The organism is Bradyrhizobium sp. KB893862 SZCCT0404 (assembly GCF_018130885.1).
Taxonomy (GTDB): Bacteria; Pseudomonadota; Alphaproteobacteria; order Rhizobiales; family Xanthobacteraceae; genus Bradyrhizobium; species Bradyrhizobium stylosanthis.
In genome coordinates, this window is the sequence record NZ_JAFCLT010000002.1 from 553,429 (window position 1) to 570,041 (window position 16,613).

Annotated in this window: 13 protein-coding genes and 1 tRNA gene; 7 read left to right on the plus strand and 7 right to left on the minus strand. The window is 64.0% G+C overall.

The window, feature by feature from the left end:
• Positions 1-45 precede the first annotated feature (45 nt).
• Entirely contained in the window at positions 46-342 is a 297-nt protein-coding gene (locus JQ617_RS11430) for a hypothetical protein (protein WP_212026397.1), read from the plus strand.
• Positions 343-402: 60 nt separating this feature from the next.
• Here the strand turns inward: JQ617_RS11430 and JQ617_RS11435 are convergent, their stop codons facing one another.
• Both JQ617_RS11435 and JQ617_RS11440 read right to left on the minus strand, forming a co-directional pair.
• Positions 403-3,507 carry an efflux RND transporter permease subunit gene (locus JQ617_RS11435; protein WP_212026398.1) on the minus strand — a complete coding sequence of 1,035 codons (3,105 nt, stop codon included), beginning with the start codon at positions 3,505-3,507 and terminating at the stop codon, positions 403-405.
• Positions 3,507-4,610 carry an efflux RND transporter periplasmic adaptor subunit gene (locus tag JQ617_RS11440; protein ID WP_212026399.1) on the minus strand — a complete coding sequence of 368 codons (1,104 nt, stop codon included), beginning with the start codon at positions 4,608-4,610 and terminating at the stop codon, positions 3,507-3,509. The genes JQ617_RS11435 and JQ617_RS11440 overlap by 1 nt, the downstream gene beginning before the upstream one ends.
• Before the next feature lie 205 nt (positions 4,611-4,815).
• On the opposite strand from JQ617_RS11440, the gene JQ617_RS11445 reads away from it, so the two are divergent.
• Together JQ617_RS11445 and JQ617_RS11450 are read left to right on the plus strand one after the other, a co-directional pair.
• Positions 4,816-5,391, plus strand: coding sequence for a TetR/AcrR family transcriptional regulator (locus JQ617_RS11445; RefSeq protein ID WP_212026400.1), 576 nt, complete (start codon positions 4,816-4,818; stop codon positions 5,389-5,391).
• A gap of 32 nt (positions 5,392-5,423) precedes the next feature.
• Entirely contained in the window at positions 5,424-6,284 is an 861-nt protein-coding gene (locus tag JQ617_RS11450; protein ID WP_212026401.1) for an alpha/beta fold hydrolase, read from the plus strand.
• Between the two features lie 229 nt (positions 6,285-6,513).
• On the opposite strand, the gene JQ617_RS11455 is transcribed toward JQ617_RS11450, so the two are convergent.
• The 5 genes from JQ617_RS11455 to JQ617_RS11475 all read right to left on the minus strand — a co-directional run bounded on the left by JQ617_RS11455 (position 6,514) and on the right by JQ617_RS11475 (position 11,089).
• Positions 6,514-6,589: transfer RNA gene (locus JQ617_RS11455), tRNA-Lys, on the minus strand.
• A 169-nt stretch (positions 6,590-6,758) separates the two neighbouring features.
• Positions 6,759-7,364 carry a Spy/CpxP family protein refolding chaperone gene (locus JQ617_RS11460; protein ID WP_212026402.1) on the minus strand — a complete coding sequence of 202 codons (606 nt, stop codon included), beginning with the start codon at positions 7,362-7,364 and terminating at the stop codon, positions 6,759-6,761.
• 227 nt (positions 7,365-7,591) lie between these two features.
• Complete coding sequence (locus JQ617_RS11465) at positions 7,592-8,593, minus strand: TRAP transporter substrate-binding protein (RefSeq protein ID WP_212026403.1); 1,002 nt, start codon at positions 8,591-8,593, stop codon at positions 7,592-7,594.
• Positions 8,594-8,875: 282 nt separating this feature from the next.
• Positions 8,876-10,438: a 2-isopropylmalate synthase gene (locus tag JQ617_RS11470; protein WP_063688866.1), complete on the minus strand. Its 1,563-nt coding sequence runs from the start codon at positions 10,436-10,438 to the stop codon at positions 8,876-8,878.
• 387 nt (positions 10,439-10,825) lie between these two features.
• Positions 10,826-11,089, minus strand: coding sequence for a hypothetical protein (locus JQ617_RS11475; protein ID WP_063688869.1), 264 nt, complete (start codon positions 11,087-11,089; stop codon positions 10,826-10,828).
• 267 nt (positions 11,090-11,356) lie between these two features.
• On the opposite strand from JQ617_RS11475, the gene JQ617_RS11480 reads away from it, so the two are divergent.
• The 4 genes from JQ617_RS11480 (at position 11,357) to JQ617_RS11495 (ending at position 16,584) form a co-directional block, all read left to right on the plus strand.
• Positions 11,357-12,589 carry an SMP-30/gluconolactonase/LRE family protein gene (locus JQ617_RS11480; protein WP_212026404.1) on the plus strand — a complete coding sequence of 411 codons (1,233 nt, stop codon included), beginning with the start codon at positions 11,357-11,359 and terminating at the stop codon, positions 12,587-12,589.
• A 123-nt stretch (positions 12,590-12,712) separates the two neighbouring features.
• On the plus strand, positions 12,713-13,834 hold the full coding sequence (locus JQ617_RS11485; protein ID WP_212026405.1) for a D-alanine--D-alanine ligase family protein: 1,122 nt from the start codon (positions 12,713-12,715) through the stop codon (positions 13,832-13,834).
• A gap of 57 nt (positions 13,835-13,891) precedes the next feature.
• The gene (locus JQ617_RS11490; protein WP_212026406.1) at positions 13,892-14,983 is read left to right on the plus strand and encodes an NAD(P)/FAD-dependent oxidoreductase; all 1,092 of its coding nucleotides are present in this window, start codon (positions 13,892-13,894) and stop codon (positions 14,981-14,983) included.
• A 356-nt stretch (positions 14,984-15,339) separates the two neighbouring features.
• Positions 15,340-16,584 carry an ABC transporter substrate-binding protein gene (locus JQ617_RS11495; protein WP_145670295.1) on the plus strand — a complete coding sequence of 415 codons (1,245 nt, stop codon included), beginning with the start codon at positions 15,340-15,342 and terminating at the stop codon, positions 16,582-16,584.
• Positions 16,585-16,613 lie beyond the last annotated feature (29 nt).

Here is a 16,613-nt window from a genome sequence, read left to right on the forward strand (position 1 = left end):
ACGCGCTCCATCGCAACAGGCCGGACTCTGGGAAGGACCGATATCGTGATCATCGAATGCTTCGACGGCGGCGAGGTCCGGCTGTCGGAACCGTCCGACTTCCGCAAATTCAAGCTGGTTCTTCACCCGACGACATCGCCGACGATGCAGTGGAAGGGAATCACGTTGCTGGACGAGCGCAACGCACTGGTATCGATCGACCTGGTCCCCACGCTCGCGGGTCGCCCCGACGATGCGGCCTGGGATCGGCATTACGCCGAGATGGTGGCCAAGGCGCGCGAGCACGGCTGGATCGATTCCGAGCAAGCCGCGATCCGGGCCCACATCGAACGAATGCCTTGACGGATTGACCGGTGCGCCGGCGGCGGCCTGATCGCGCTGCTGTCCGCACCGGCTATGGCGCTACTCGGCGGCCATGGCTGAACCTAATTCAGGCTCCGCCGTCGAATGCCGATGGATCTCAGTCGGCTTGATCCGGAACCACGCGGCATAAAGCGCAGGTAGGAACAGCAGGATCAGTACCGTTCCGACCGCGGTGCCGCCGATCAACGTGTAGGCCATCGATCCCCAGAAAACGGAATGCGTGAGCGGAATGAAGGCCAAGACGGCAGCCAATGCGGTCAGGATCACAGGCCTCGTGCGTTGCACCGTGGCCTCGATGACGGCGTGATAGCCATCAAGGCCGGCGGCAAGGTTCTCCTTGATTTGTTCAGTCAAGATGAGAGTGTTGCGCATCAGGATGCCCGCCAGTCCAATCAGGCCCAAAATCGCGTTGAATCCGAAGGGCTGGTGAAAGATCAGCAACATCGGCACGACGCCGACGAGGCCAAGTGGTCCCGTCAGGACGACCATCGCCATCGTCGAGAAGGACCGCACCTGCAGCATGACGACGATCAGCATCGCGGCGATCATGGCGGGGAAGATCGTCGCCAACGCGTCGTTGGCCTTGGTTGCTTCCTCGATCGATCCGCCCAGGTCGATACGATAACCGGCCGGTAGGGATGCGATAAGCGGCTGGAGGGCCGTCTTGATCTCCTTGGAGACCTCCGGAGGTTGGGTTGCCTCGTTGATATCCGAGCGTATCGTGATGACGGGGGTGCGATCGCGCCGCTTCATGATTGGCTCTTCGAGTCGGATTTCCGAATGGCCGACCTGGTCGAGCGGAATCGAGCGGCCGTCCCGGCTCATCAACGAAAAATCGGCCAGACGCGCCGGATCGAGCCGCTCGCCACCGGCGCTGCGTGCCACGATCGGGACATTGCGGATGTCCTCGCGAACCTGCGTCACGGCGATGCCGGTGAGCAGGAACTGGAGTTGCCGCCCCACCTCGGCCGGCGACAGGCCGATCAGGTTCAGCCGGTCCTGATCCGGGATGAAGCGGAGCACGGGCGTGCGATCGCCCCAATCCCGATTTGCCTGCCGCGCGTCATGAACGCCGCGCATGACCTCGAGAGCCTTCTGAGAGATGGCGTACAATTGAGCGGGATCCGGCCCCATGATCCGGAACTCCACCGGGAAAGGCGTGTAAGGTCCGAACACAAGCTGGGTGACGCGCACATTGGCCTCGGGTGCAAAGCCCTGCGACACGGTCTGTCGGAGCCGATGCTTCAAGGCTTCGCGCGCCTCTGCATCAGGCGTCAGGACGACAATCTTCGCGAAGGCCGGATCGGGCAGTTCGGGCGCCATCGCGAAGAAGAAGCGCGGCGCACCCTGACCGACATAGCTTGTGATGATCTTGGCCTCGGGTTGATCGTGCAGCCAACCCTCGAGCTTCTCGACGGTGGCCGTCGTCGTCTCGATGCTGGTGCCTTCCGGCAGGCGGACTTCCACCAGCACTTCCGGGCGATCGGAGGTCGGGAAGAACTGCTGCTTGACGCCACCCATGCCGACGACGGAAAGCGCGAAGGCGACGGCGACGATGCTGCAGGTCAGGAACTTGTGGCGGACGGCGAAGGTGATGAGTCCGCGCAGACGCTGATAGTTGGGCGTGCCGTAAATCGCATGATGACCGCCTTCGACCGGCTTGATCGCGGGCAGCATCTTGACGCCCAGATAGGGCGTGAAGATCACCGCGACGATCCAGGAGACGATGAGGGCGAACCCCACGACCCAGAAGATGTTGCCGGCATATTCCCCGGCGGTCGAGCGCGCGAAGCCAACCGGCAGGAAGCCTGCGATCGTCACGAGCGTTCCGGACAGCATCGGCGCCGCAGTATGGCTCCACGCGTAGGCCGCCGCGCTGATGCGGTCCATGCCCTCCTCCATTTTCACCACCATCACCTCGATCGCGATGATGGCGTCGTCGACGAGGAGACCGAGCGCCAGGATGAGGGCGCCGAGCGTGATGCGGTCGAAGAACCTGCCGGTTTCGAGCATGATCAGGAACACGACGGCGAGCGTCAGGGGCACGGCCGCCGCGACGACGATGCCGACGCGCCAGCCGAGGCTGAGCAGGCTCACCAGCAGCACCACGCCGAGCGCCATCGCGAACTTCATCATGAACTCGTCAACTGCCGAGGTGATGTTGACGGCCTGGTCGCTGACCTTGGCCAGTGTCATCCCGAGTGGCAGTGTGCGCGCGATCGCTGCCGACCTCTCCTCCAGCGCCTTGCCGAGGGCGAGACCATTCCAGCCCTCCTGCATCACCGCCGCGAGCATGATGGTGGGCTCGCCCTGGTGCCGGATGATGTTGGTGGGAGGATCCTCGTAGCCGCGGCGGACCTCGGCAATGTCGGACAGCTTCAGCGTTCGCCCGGCAGCGACAATCGGCGTGTCGGCGATCGCCTGGACGCTGTCATAGGCGCCATCGACCCGGATGAAGACCTGCGGCCCCTTGGTGTCGATCGAGCCTGCCGGTGTCACCGTGTTCTGCCGCTGCAGGGCGGCGACGATATCCGTAGCCGATACGCCGAGGGTTGCCAGCTTGGCATAGGAAAACTCGACGAAGATCTGTTCGGGACGCTCGCCGAGGATATTGATCTTCTTGACGCCGGGCACATGCAGGAGGTCCTGACGGATGACCTCGGCCTGCCTGGCGAGCTCGCGCATCGGCATGCCCCTGGCCTTGAGGGCATAGAGAGCGAAGCTCACGTCCGAATATTCGTCGTTGACGAAGGGGCCGAGCACGCCGGAGGGCAGCTTGCGCGCTTCATCTCCGAGTTTCTTGCGGGCCTGGTAGAACTCCTCCTGCACGCTCGACGGCGGTGTGCTGTCCTTCAGCGTCACCGTCATGTACGCATAACCGGGCCGCGTCGTCGTCTCCACCCGGTCATACCAGGTCAGTTCCTGAATCCGCTTCTCCAGGGGTTCGGCGACCTGGTCCTGCATCTCGCGTGCGGTCGCGCCCGGCCACACAGTGGTGACCGTCAGGGTCTTGATGGTGAAGGACGGGTCCTCGGCCCGTCCGAGCATGATGAAGGCGTAGACGCCCGCGGCCGCCAGCAAGAGGATGAAGAACAGGGTGACGGCCCGCTCGCGAACGGCGAGCGCGGAAAGATTGAAGCTCATCAGTTGCTCCTGGCTTCAGAGGCAATCCTGACACGCGCGCCCTCATGCAGGAGGTGAGCGCCGAGGGAAACGATCTGGTCACCGGAGTTCGATCCTGAAATAACCGCCGTCTCGCTGGTCACACGCAGAAGCTTGACGGGCTGGAGCCGTACGGTCGAGGTCGCGTTCTCGAAGACCCAAACGCCTGTCGTTCTGCCGTCATCGAGCACGGCTCCCAGCGGCACCTGGACTTCCGGCTGATGATCCTGGCTTGCAAGCCGAATGGTGACCGTTGCGCCCAGCGGCGCCGCCGCGGCGTCGCCATCGAGCACATAGCGGGCCTCGTAAGTGCGGGTCTGGGGATCGGCGGAATCCGACAACTGGCGCAGATGCGCGCTAAAGCGGCGCCGGTCGCTCCCATACAGGCTCGCGTCGGCGAGCGATCCGATCGCCGGCCGGGTCGTTTCGGGAAGCGCCACCACAGCTTCGCGAGGACCGGACTGTGCCAGCCGAACCACCGCCTGGCCGGCGGCGACGACTTGGCCGGGCTCGCCAAGCGTCTGGGTGACCGTTCCATCCGCATCCGCCACCAGGACAGAATAGGTCGCCTGGTTCTCGGCGACCCCTGCTTCGGCTTCGGCTGCGGCGAGCTGCGCTTTTGCGGTATCCGATGCGGCCTTCGCCTGCTCGTAGCGCTGTTTGGAAGTCCATCCGTCGTTCACCAGATTGGCGTAGCGCCTCTCGTCGGCGTCGGTCTGAACGACAACGGCACGCGCAGCTGCGACGGCGTTGCGCTTTGCTGTCACCGCAAGGCGCAGGTCGGTTTCGTCGATCCGCATCAACGGTTGGCCGGATCTGACCTGCTCACCGACATTCACCAATCGTTCGACGATCTTCCCGGCGACGCGAAAGCCGAGATTGCTTTCCACTCTGGCGCCGATGATCCCGGTGAAACCGCGCTCAGATCCGCCGACTCGGGCAGCCGTGACCAGACGAACCATCGGGGGCTCCTGCCTTGGGTCGCTGACCGCAGAGGCTTCATGAGCAGGAATCGCAAGAGCAACGAAGGTCGCCACTCCCGCCGGCACCAAGATACTTGCAAGCACCGCAATTCCCCTCATCATGACCCATCTCCTCTGGATTTTAGATTTCGTATGACCTCTATATTCATTTTAGATGTCGATCGCAATCTATTTTCTGAGGCTAACGGGAACGTGATCCCAATGCCCATTGGTCCAGGCGCCGCACTCCAGCCTTAGGGATTGATAGATTGCATTCGAACTCTATATGCAATATAGAAGTCGAACGAAATCCAAATGGAGATCCGCGATGCGAGTCAGTCGCACTCAGGCGGCCGAGAACCGCCAAACCGTGATCAATGTGGCAAGCCGCCTCTTCAGGGAGCGCGGCTTCGATGGCATCGGCCTCAAGGACCTGATGAAGGGTGCCGGGCTGACCCAAGGCGCCTTCTACAAGCAGTTCGCATCAAAAGAGGATCTGGCGGTAGAGGCGTCCAAGCGCGCGTTGGAGAGCGCATCAGGACGATGGTCAGACGCAGCCGCGGCACATCCAGACGATCCGCTCGGCGCGGTGATTGGGTTCTACCTCAGTGACGGCCATCGCGGAGAGAAGATGGACGGCTGCCCGATCGTGGCACTCGGCGCAGATGCGGCCCGACAGGGGCCTGACGTGAAGGCGGAATTCGAAGCGGGAATCAAAGCGCATCTCGACGTGATCGGCCGCTTCATCGCCGGGACCGACGAAGTCTCGCGCGGCAAAGCCATGGCCATTCTCGCGACGATGGTCGGCGCGGTGACGCTATCGCGCGTCGTCAACGACCCTGATCTGGCTCAGGCCCTTTTGGATGCAGCGGCCGAACAGGTTCGCGGCGTCACTGCCGCTTGAAAGCGTGCGCCCTCGAAGCACGGAGAGATCGAATGCTCGGTATGACCGAAGCCCAAACAAGTTTGCTGAAGATATCGGATAGGTTGAGCGTACGTTTTCAAAAGACCGGCAGCGGGCCTCCGTTGCTCCTCATACATACGATCCGGACTCAGCTCGAATATTTCCGCGCTCTTGCGCCCCTCCTCGCCGGATCGCACACGGTGTACGCCATTGACCTTCCGGGTCACGGACACTCACCCATCGATCCAAGCGCGAGCTTCGATGAACCCTACTTCAGGCGAGCCGTCATACGCTTCATCGAGGAGCTGGACCTTTCCAACGTGACGCTCGTTGGCGAATCGATCGGGGGCGCATTGGTCCTCACCGTAGCGGCATCGCTTCCGCAGCGGGTGCAGCGGGTCGTTGCAATCAACCCGTACGACTACGAGACCCGCTACGGCGACGGCATTCGACGTGGCAACCGGTTCGCGAATTTCATCATCGGAAGCCTGCAGATCCCGGTGCTCGGCGCGATCAATGCTTCGCTTGAAAACAAGATCGTCCTCGGCAAGATCATGGGCGGCGGATATCACGACCCACGCAAACTGCCGGCGGATTTGCTTGCCGAGTTCGATGAAGTAGCTCGTCGCCCCGGATACAAGCGGGGCGCCCGCAAGGTACTGGCAGGCTGGCGATCCTGGAGCAAGGCACGCGATTACTATCAGCAGATCTCAGCGCCCGTGACGCTCATTTATGGCGACAGCGATTGGTCTCGGCCGGACGAACGCGAACGCACACGATCGCTGATTCCTGCATCACGGATGGTGACGCTCAAGAAGACCGGCCACTTCTCAGCTGTCGAAAATCCGTCGGAGCTGGCTCGCGCGATCATGGAGAGGGAGTGCCCCCAATGATCAACGCAGGGGTGTTCGATCACACGTTCACAGTCTTGCTCGCCTTGGTGTCCCGTTCTGCGACGGGGACATGATCGACCCGTACCATCGCATCTGCGCGCTCTATCGAATGGGTCGAGCTGCAGAAGCAAAGAAAAAGGTCGCCCGCCCGCACGGCGAAAAGCGTTGCACGGAACGCTCTTTGCTTCTGCCTGGAATTGAAAAGCCCCGCAGCAGCAGGGCTTTGAAATGGTGGGCGCACCAGGGCTCGAACCTGGGACCCGCTGATTAAGAGTCAGCTGCTCTACCAACTGAGCTATGCGCCCGAAGGCCGGTCAAAGCCTTGCGAGGCCGGTCGTTTAGCAAAGCGATCCGGGTCTGGCAAGCGATGCGGCGCATGTTTTCCAATGTTCTTCCACAGCCCCGGAAATGCGAAAAGCCGCTGGATTCCAGCGGCTTCGCCAGGGTTAATTCCCCCGGGAAATCCCGGGTGTTTCAGAGACGGCCCTCGCGATCCCGGTCCGGGCCGCCGTCGCGGTCGAAATGGTCGCGGCGGAAGTGCTCCATGCCCCGCTCCATCATGCGGTCCATGCCCCGTTCCATGAAGTGGCGGGGCGGGCCGTCCTCGCCGCCGCCAAACGGGCCGCGGTGACGGGTCAGCACGGCGAGGCGCCGCTTCTGGCCCTCGTCCAGGGTCTTGTAGAGCGGGTCGGCGGCATCGGCGATCTTCTTCAGGGCGGCGGAGGACGCCCCCATGTCCTCGGCGCGCTGGCGCAGGCGGGCGATCGGATCATCCGGCTTGTCGGCGCTGGCGGCATCGCCGGGGCTGGCGTTCATGCGCGCGTTGGCGCGATCGAGACGCAGCTTGGCGAAGTCGCGCACTGCGGCCTCGACCGGCGGCCAGAGCTTCTCCTGGTCGGCGTTGAGCTTCAGCCCGGCATGGACGGCGGCGATGCGCGCGTCGACGAACGCGGCGCGATCCTCCGGGTTCATGCGGATGTGGCGGAAGTGCTCCATCCACGGGCGATGATACTGGGCATAGACCGCGCCCGAGCCGGCGATGCTGAGCACGGCGATGGCGGCGATGGTGAACTTCCTCATGACGTACCTCCTCTGGAAGGATGGACGTGAGGATGAGCGCGCGCAGGCTGACGCGCAACTTACAACTTGGACAGGGAGGGCGTTCTTACAGAGATGTAACTGCCGTGAATGTCCATTCAGATGCATACTGAAACGATTTGCAACAAAAGGGCTTCCGTGCAGTGCACGGAAGCCCTTCGTTCATGCATTATTTTTCCGCGCAGGGCGTGAGCAGTTCGTCGTGACGATCAGTTCGTCGCGCCCTTGGCTTCCTTCTGGAATTCGTCGATCAGCGGCTGGCCGACGCGGCTCGCGGCGTCCTTGTAGACCGGCTCCATCGCCTTGCGCATCGCAGCGTCCTGCTCCGCCGTTAGCTTGATGATCTCGCTCTTGCCGCTCTTCTTGATCTCCGCCAGCGCGTCGTCGTTCTCCTTCTGGGACTGCGCGTTGTTGAAGTCGGTCGCTTCCTTCATCGCCTTCGAGAGCTGCTCGCGGATATCCGCCGGCAGATCATCCCAGAACTTCTTGTTCACGATCACGACGTAGCCGATGTAGCCGTGGTTGGTCTCGGTGATGTACTTCTGCACCTCGTGCATCTTCTGGGTATAGATGTTCGACCAGGTGTTCTCCTGCCCGTCGACCACGCCGGTCTGCAGCGCCTGGTAGACTTCGGAGAACGCCATCACCTGCGGCAGCGAGCCGAGCGCCTTGAACTGCGCCTGCAGCACGCGCGAGGACTGGATGCGGAACTTGACGCCCTGGTAGTCGGCAGGTGTGACGAGCTTCCTGTTGGCACTCATCTGCTTGAAGCCGTTGTCCCAGTAGGCGAGACCGGTGATGCCCTTGGGCTCGAGCAGCTTGAGCAGGCGCGCGCCGAGCGGGCCTTCCGTCACTTTCCGCAGCGTCTTCAAATCGGGAAGGATGTAGGGCAGATCGAACACCTCGAACTCGCGGATGCCGAGCGGACCGAACTTGGAGTTCGACGGCGCCAGCATCTGCACGCTGCCGAGCTGCAGCGCCTCGAGCTCTTCCTTGTCCTTGTAGAGCGTCGAGTTCGGGTAGACCTCGATCTTGACCTTGCCGCCGGTGTATTTCTCCGCGAGCTCCTTGAACTTCTCCGAGGCCTTGCCCTTCGGCGTGTCGGTGGCGACGACGTGGCTGAACTTGATGATGATCGGCGACTGCGCCGATGCCGACCCGGTCAGCGCCAAAGCCGCAATCGATGCCGCAGCCCAAATCAGTTTCCGCATGCTTCCTCCAGTACGTTTTTGTGGGGCGCGGACCGCCGGCCCCAAGCCTTCATTTCTTGGGAGGCAGCTTTATAGGGAAGCAGGGGCAGGTGCTATTGGCCGTTAGCAGGGCAGCTATTCATCATGAATGGCGCTGCGCCCCCTCTCCCGCTTGCGGGAGAGGGTTGTGGAGAGGGTGTCTCCGCAACGGGACATTCCCCCAGAGGAGAGAACCCTCACCCGCCGCTTCGCGTCGACCTCTCCCGCAAGCGGGAGAGGTGCAACAACTCGCAGCGGTGCTTCTCAGCTCGCCGCCGCCGTCGTCACATTGTCGCGCTGGCGCTTCATGACGATCTTGTTGAGCGCGCCCAGATAGGCCTTGGCCGAGGCCACCAGCGTGTCCGGGTCCGCCGCGCGCGCCGTCATCGAACGACCGTCCTGCGACAGGCGAACCGAGACTTCCGCCTGCGCATCGGTGCCTTCGGTCACGGCGTGGACCTGGTACAGCTCGAGCTTGGCTTCATGCGGCACCAGGCGCTTGATGCAGTTGAATACCGCATCCACCGGACCGTTGCCCTCGGCCTCCTCGATCTTGATCTGGCCGTCGACGTCCAGCTTCATGGTCGCGCGCTGCGGACCATGGGTGCCGGCGATCACGGTCAGCGAGGTCAGCTTGATGCGGTCGTGCGACGCCGCCATCTCCTCGTCGACCAGGGCCTCGATGTCCTCGTCGTAGATGTCCTTCTTGCGGTCGGCGAGCGCCTTCATCCGCGTGAACGCATCTTCCAGCTGGTTCGGGCCGAGCTTGTAGCCCATCTCCTCCAGCTTGTGCACGAAGGCGTGACGGCCGGAATGCTTGCCCAGCACCAGCGAGGACTGCTTCAAGCCGACCATCTCGGGCCGCATGATCTCGTAGGTGGAGGCGTCCTTCAGCACGCCGTCCTGGTGGATGCCGCTCTCATGCGCGAACGCGTTCCGGCCGACGATGGCCTTGTTGTACTGGACCGGGAACGAGGTCGCCGCCGACACCACCTTCGAGGCGCGGGTCAGCTGCGTGGTGTCGATCTTGTTCCAGTACGGGAATTTGTCGTTGCGCACGTTGATCGCCATCACGATCTCTTCGAGCGCGGCGTTGCCGGCGCGCTCGCCGATGCCGTTGATGGTGCACTCGACCTGGCGCGCGCCGCCGACGATGCCGGCCAGCGAGTTCGCCACGGCCATGCCGAGGTCGTTGTGGCAATGCACGGAGAACACGGCCTTGTCCGAGTTCGGCACGCGCTCGATCAGCGTCTTCATGAAGTGGGTGTATTCCTCCGGCACCGTGTAGCCGACGGTGTCGGGGATGTTCACCGTGGTGGCGCCGGCCTTGATGACGGCCTCGACGATCCGGCAGAGGAAATCCATCTCGCTGCGGGTGCCGTCCTCCGCCGACCATTCGACATCGTCGATCTGGTTGCGGGCGCGCGCGACCATGGCGACCGAGGTCTCGAGCACTTCTTCCGGCGTCTTGTTCAACTTCACCCGCATGTGCAACGGCGAGGTCGCGATCACGGTGTGGACGCGGCCGCGCTTGGCGAATTTCACCGCTTCGGCGCAGCGGTCGATGTCGGCGGGATGGGCGCGGGACAGGCCGGCGATGACGGAGTTCTTGGAGCGGCGGGCGATCTCGCTCACCGCTTCGAAGTCACCCTGCGAGGTGATCGGGAAGCCGGCCTCGATGACGTCGACGCCCATATCGTCCAGCAGCTCGGCGACCTCGAGCTTCTCCTCGAAGGTCATGGTGGCGCCGGGGCACTGCTCGCCGTCGCGCAAAGTGGTGTCGAAAATGATGACGCGGTCCTTGTCGGACTTGTTCGCGGGGGCCATTGCAAATTTCCTTTTGAGCTTTTGCGCCGTCAGTGTGCTGGGCGCTTGAGGTGTCCGGTGATCTCGACCAACCCCTGAGCGCCCAGGCGCATGGCGCCCAGCCGGCCCTCAGGGGCAAGTAAGAAGGAGGCCGCCAATAAGGAGGGTGGGCAGCAGCGCGGCCGGGATCGTGGCGGCGGCCAGAGCCACCTCCCCCGAAATCCCATCGATTTGGCCGCGAATCAGCATTGCCAGACCCTTTTGAGCCCCAAATCCTCGGCGAAAACCGTTGACGGTTGGTTGCTGGGAGGCCCGATAGGGCCGTTTCTAGACGAGAAACGGGCGCAACTGCAACGCCAAAAGATGGTCAGCATAGGTGACCTATGGAGCCCGCGTGGCGGCCTGCGGCTAGCCGGCCCGGCGGGCGCGCGCCCTGGTCTCCCAGCGGTCCAGCATCTGGCCGAGCTCGCCGGGGGGCACCGGCACGGCCGCGTTGGTGTTCGCGACCTCGTTGGTGTTGGCGGGCTCAGAGGCGAGCCAGCTCGGCCCGGTGTAGCCGCGCCAGCGGCGCGCCTGCTCCCGTCGTTTGCGGGAGAGGTAGTCGCGCGTGAAATAGCCCGCCGCAAATGCGATCGCGAGCAACATGATCAGGACGACGACAGCTACCGCCATAAGTTCAGGCCTCTTCTCCCCCGGCACCGTTCTGCCAGCATGGCGCGCGAGGTCAAGGCTTGACAGGCTTCAAAACCAGCTCCGGTCTCGCGCTCATGCACAGGACGAATTGTCGCTGCGCACAAGCGCAATGCGGCAATGGTGCGGCGATCTCGCGACATCACGCGGAGGCTGCGTATCTCCCCCTCGCAACCGTCATCAGACCGGACTAACCTTCTTGCGCTCGGCCGGATCAACCGGCCAGCCAAACATGACCGGGAGGACGCGATGACACTCAAGGAGGCTCGTGACCACGAGCCGCATGAGCACGATGCTGCGCTTTCACGACGTACGCTTGTCCGGGGACTGGCGCTCGGCGCCGCCGCCACCGTCGCCGGCCCCGCGCTGGCCCAGACCGGGCCTGCCGCACCGCCGACCACGATCACCACGCCGCCGCGCGATTTCAGCCCCAACGGCGCGCCGACCACCTATTTCTGGGACCCCGATATCATCGCGGTCGATCCGTCCTTCAACGACCTCGCCCAGCCCAACACCGCGATCAAGCGCCTCTATACCGGCCTGTTGTGGGCCGAGGGTCCGGCCTGGAGCGCGCAAGGCCGCTATCTCCTGTGGAGCGACATTCCCAACAACCGGCAAATGCGCTGGACCGAGGACGACGGGCGCGTCAGCGTCTTCCGCACGCCCTCCAACAATTCCAACGGCAACTCGTTCGACTTCCAGGGCCGCCAGCTCTCCTGCGAACATCTGACCCGGCGTGTCACGCGCTATGAGCACGACGGCACCGCCACCGTGCTGGCCGACAAATACCAGGACAAGCGGCTGAACTCGCCGAACGACATCGCGGCGCATCCCGACGGCAGCTACTGGTTCACCGATCCGCCCTATGGCGGCCAGCTCTACGAAGGCGAGCCCGACGTCGCGGGCGGCCCGAGCAATGCGGGCGGCAAGCTCAATCCGCGGATCGGCCAGCCCGCGGGCTTCGTGCCGGGCAAGCGCGAGCTGCCGACCAATTGCTATCGCATCGATCCCTCCGGCCGCATCGACCTCGTCGTCACCGAGGACCAGGTGCCGGATCCGAACGGGCTGTGCTTCTCGCCCGACTACAAGAAGCTCTACATCGCCTCGACCGGCAAGGGACCGGGCGACACCGGGCCCGGCGGCAAGGGCGAGATCTTCGTGTTCGACGTCGGCACGGACAACAAGCTCTCGAACCCAAAGAAGTTCAGCGATTGCGTGATCGACGGCGTGAAGTGCGGGCCCGATGGGCTACGCTGCGACGTCAACGGCAATGTCTGGGCCTCCAGCAACGCCGGCCGCGCCGTCGGCTATAGCGGCGTCACGGTGTGGTCACCGGACGGCAAGCTGCTCGGCCGCATCCGCCTGCCGGAAGTCTGCGGCAACATCACGTTCGGCGGCCCCAAACGCAACCGCCTGTTCATGGCCGCGAGCCAGTCGCTCTACGCGGTGTACACGGCCACGCAAGGCGCAGGGCCGGGCTGAAGCGCGGCAGGTGTTATCACGACACGGCGCCGGCGGGCCTCGCCGGCGCCGAACTGTTTTGGCCCGCGTGCCGACCGGGGGCAACGGAGGTGACTTCCGGACCGGGCGCGTGATAATTGAGCCATGGCAGAAAAAATTCGCGTCGTTGTCCTCTATGGCGGCAGGTCGGGTGAGCATGAGGTCTCGCTGAAATCGGCAGCCTCGGTGTTCAGGCATCTCGACCGCACCCGCTTCGAGGTGATCCCGGTCTCCATCGACAAGGCCGGCCGCTGGCAATGGAACGACCTCGGTGCTCTCGACCTGGCGCAGACGGCGTCCTTGCCGATCCTGCCCGACGCGCCCGAGACACGGCTCGCCCGAGACGTCGATGGACGCGTCTCTCTCGTGCCGATGTCCGCCGGCACGATGCAGCCGCTCGAAATCGACGTCGTCTTTCCCGTGATCCATGGTCCGCTCTGCGAGGACGGCACCATGCAGGGCCTGCTTGAACTCGCCGAAATCGCCTATGTCGGATCGGGCGTTCTCGCCTCCGCCGTCAGCATGGACAAGGACGTCGCCAAGCGGCTCGCCGAATTCGCCGGGGTTCCGATCGCGCCCTATCGCGTGCTCACGCGCAAGGCATTCACACAGGATCGCGCCACCTCGCTCGCGAAGGCGGCCGAGGGCTTGAGCCTGCCGGTCTTCGTCAAGCCGTGCAACATGGGCTCCAGCGTCGGCATTCACAAGGTGAAGTCCTGGGATGCTCTTGGAGCTGCGCTCGACGATGCGTTTCGCTATGACGTCAAGGTGCTGGTCGAGCAAGGCATCGACGCGCGCGAGATCGAGGTCGCCGTGCTCGAGGGCGAGACGCTGTTCGCCAGCCTCGCCAGCGAGCTCAATCCCAATGCCCATCACGAGTTCTATTCGTACGAGGCAAAGTATCTCGATCCCGACGGCGCACGGGTCGACCTGCCCGCGAGGCTCGATGCCGCGCAGATGGAACGCGTGCGGTCGCTGGCGACACAAGTGTTCGCCGCGCTCGAATGCAGCGGCTTCGCCCGCGTCGACTTCTTCCTCGACCGGCAGAGCGGCGCGTTCTGCTTCAACGAGATCAACACCCTGCCCGGCTTCACCTCCATCAGCATGTATCCCAAGATGATGGAGGCCTCGGGCGTGCCCTATGGCGAGCTGCTGACCCGCCTCGTCGATCTCGCGCTGGACCGGCACCGGCAGCGGCAATCGCTGGAACGGGGCTACGCGAGCTAGGTTGTCTCCGCGCGGGAGCAAGGTGCCCCGGGACGTGAAGCGAGCCAGGAAGACATCATGCGCGTTGTAGTCTGCGGCGGCGGCGTGATCGGAGCCTGCACCGCTTATTTCCTGCGCCGCCGCGGCATCGACGTGACGGTCGTGGAACGCACCGAGGTCGCAGCCGCCGCGTCCGGCAAGGCCGGCGGTTTCCTGGCCCAGGACTGGTGCGCCGGCTCGCCGCTCGATGCCTTGGCCCGGCGCAGCTTTGCGCTTCATGCGCAACTGCCCGGCGAGATCGCGGGCGACTGGGGCCACCGGCCGATGAGTGCCTATAGCGGCTTCGTTGCGCCCGACGGCGATGCGCGCCGGGACACGCCGTCCGCGCTCGGCTGGCTCAATGACGGCGTCGTGATCACGCAGCGCATCGGCACGGCGAAGACGACTGCGATCGTCCATCCCCGCAAGTTCACGGCGGCCGTGATGGACGCCGCCCTCGCGCTCGGCGCCGAGCTTCGTTCCGGCCGCGTCACCGGCATCGCGCGCGATGGCGATTGTGCTGGGGGTGTCGAGGTCGAAGGCAGCGTCATCGCGGCCGATGCCGTCGTGATCGCGATGGGGCCATGGTCGCTGCTGGCGGCGCAATGGATGAGCCTGCCCGCCGTCTACGGCCAGCGCAGTCCGAGCATCGTCTACGACACCGCCGCGGACGTGCCGGCCGACGCGCTGTTCCTGGAGTATGAAGAGGACGGCAGCGCGGTTTCGATCGAGGTCTTTCCGCGCGCGGATGGCAGCACCCACATCACGGCCCTCTCCGACATCGCGCCGCTGCCGCTCGATCCCGCCGCCGTGACGCCGGACCTCGATGCGATCGCGCGGCTGCAAGCCATGTCCGAACGGATGTCGCCGCTCTTCCGCCCCGAGAGGATCATCGCGCAGCAGGCCTGCTTCCGGCCGGTGACGCAGGACGGCCTGCCGCTGATCGGCAGGGTGCCGCACAGCGAAGGCCTCTATGTTGCGACCGGACACAATGTCTGGGGCATCCTCAATGCACCCGCCACCGGCGAAGCGCTGGCCGAGTTGATCGCCGACGGCGCAACGCGCGAGGTGGATCTCGCGCCGTTCGATCCTGCGCGGCTGAGGCCGCTCGATCCAGCGTTGCTTTCGTAGCCCGGATGGAGCGCAGCGTAATCCGGGACTGAGTGCGCTGCATGTAAAGACCCCGGATTGCGCTTCGCTCCATCCGGCTACGGGAGATGCACGCACTTCGAACCGCTCGACGGCATCGCGGATCGTCAACCGTCGATTGCTTGAGGCCGTTGATACTCACGCATGCCTGTCGGCGGAATCTGCATGCCTGCGTTCGCGATGCGTGTCTCGCATCTTGTCTGCCTGCGATTTGCGCATGCTCTAGACTTTAGTTCTTCTCACAATCCTGAACGCGGTTTCACTTGCCGAGAAGGCCTCGGCCGGTATAGTCGCGACATAATGGCTCACAAGAGGCCTGTTCAAAGGGAGAGAACAACATGAAAAAACGACTCTCTGTTGCGTTGCGAATAGCACTCGGTACGGCCGCCGCCGGTGTGCTGATGACGGCATCGGGCGCGGCACTTGCAGCCGATCCGCTTCGGATCGGCGTGATCGCGGAAGCGCAGGCGATTGCCGGTGCATCCATTCCACAGGCGGCGCAACTCGCCGCCGACGAGATCAACGCCAAAGGCGGCGTCGACGGCCGCAAGATCGAGATCATCTCCTACGACAATCATTCCTCCTCGGCGGATTCGGTGCGCGCATTCCAGCGCGCGGTGAACGAGGACAAGGTCAACGCGGTCATCGCCAGCTACATCAGCGAGGTCGTGCTGGCGCTGGAGCCGTGGGCCTCTCGTCTGAAGACGCCGTTCGTGACGCCCGGTGCTGCCTCCAACGAGATCAGCAAGAGCGTTCATGCCGATTACGAGAAGAACAAGTACACCTTCCACGGCTATCTGACCTCGGCCGCGCTCGCGCTCTCGGTCTGCGACGCCGCCAAGGATCTGCTCGTCGACAGGATGCACATGAAGTCGGCGGTGATCATGAGCGAGGACGCCGCCTGGACCAAGCCGCTCGACATCGGCTACGAGGAATGCCTGCCCAAGATCGGGCTGAAGGTCCTCGACCACATCCGCTTCTCGCCCGATACCACGGACTTCACGCCGATCTTCAACAAGATCGAGGGCTCCAAGCCCGACGTCATCATCACCGGCATCTCTCATGTCGGCGTGCAGCCGACGGTGCAGTGGAAGAACCAGCAGGTGCCGATTCCGATGTTCGGCATCTCCTCGCAGGCGACCAACGAGACCTTCGGCAAGGATACCAACCAGGCCGCCGAAGGCGTGCTCTACCAGGGCGTCTCCGGACCGGGCGTCGCCGTGACGCCGAAGTCGGTGCCGTTCGCCGAAGCCTTCAAGAAGAAGTTCGGCAACTATCCGTCCTATGCCGGCTACACCGCCTATGACGAGGTCTATTACATCGCCGATGCGGTGAAGCGTGCGGGCTCGACCGAGGCCGACAAGCTCGTCACGGCACTGGAGGCGACCGACTGGGAAGGCACGATCGGCCGCGTCCAGTTCTACGGCAAGGACGATCAGTTCACCCACTCGATCAAATACGGCAAGGGCCTGATCACCGGGCTGATGCTGCAATGGCAGGACGGCAAGCAGAGCGCGGTCTGGCCCAAGGACGTCGCCAAGGTGGACGTCAAGTTCCCGAGCTTCATCAAGCTCAGCAACTAGCGAGGACATGCTCCCGGGACGACCTCCCG

What these genes read in the sequence shown, in the direction of transcription:
- JQ617_RS11435 (WP_212026398.1), bottom strand. Translation starts at nt 3,507, where the DNA reads ATGAGCTTCAATCTTTCCGCGCTCGCCGTTCGCGAGCGGGCCGTCACC.
- JQ617_RS11440 (WP_212026399.1), bottom strand. Translation starts at nt 4,610, where the DNA reads ATGATGAGGGGAATTGCGGTGCTTGCAAGTATCTTGGTGCCGGCGGGA.
- JQ617_RS11445 (WP_212026400.1), top strand. Translation starts at nt 4,816, where the DNA reads ATGCGAGTCAGTCGCACTCAGGCGGCCGAGAACCGCCAAACCGTGATC.
- JQ617_RS11450 (WP_212026401.1), top strand. Translation starts at nt 5,424, where the DNA reads ATGCTCGGTATGACCGAAGCCCAAACAAGTTTGCTGAAGATATCGGAT.
- JQ617_RS11460 (WP_212026402.1), bottom strand. Translation starts at nt 7,364, where the DNA reads ATGAGGAAGTTCACCATCGCCGCCATCGCCGTGCTCAGCATCGCCGGC.
- JQ617_RS11465 (WP_212026403.1), bottom strand. Translation starts at nt 8,593, where the DNA reads ATGCGGAAACTGATTTGGGCTGCGGCATCGATTGCGGCTTTGGCGCTG.
- JQ617_RS11470 (WP_063688866.1), bottom strand. Translation starts at nt 10,438, where the DNA reads ATGGCCCCCGCGAACAAGTCCGACAAGGACCGCGTCATCATTTTCGAC.
- JQ617_RS11475 (WP_063688869.1), bottom strand. Translation starts at nt 11,089, where the DNA reads ATGGCGGTAGCTGTCGTCGTCCTGATCATGTTGCTCGCGATCGCATTT.
- JQ617_RS11480 (WP_212026404.1), top strand. Translation starts at nt 11,357, where the DNA reads ATGACACTCAAGGAGGCTCGTGACCACGAGCCGCATGAGCACGATGCT.
- JQ617_RS11485 (WP_212026405.1), top strand. Translation starts at nt 12,713, where the DNA reads ATGGCAGAAAAAATTCGCGTCGTTGTCCTCTATGGCGGCAGGTCGGGT.
- JQ617_RS11490 (WP_212026406.1), top strand. Translation starts at nt 13,892, where the DNA reads ATGCGCGTTGTAGTCTGCGGCGGCGGCGTGATCGGAGCCTGCACCGCT.
- JQ617_RS11495 (WP_145670295.1), top strand. Translation starts at nt 15,340, where the DNA reads ATGAAAAAACGACTCTCTGTTGCGTTGCGAATAGCACTCGGTACGGCC.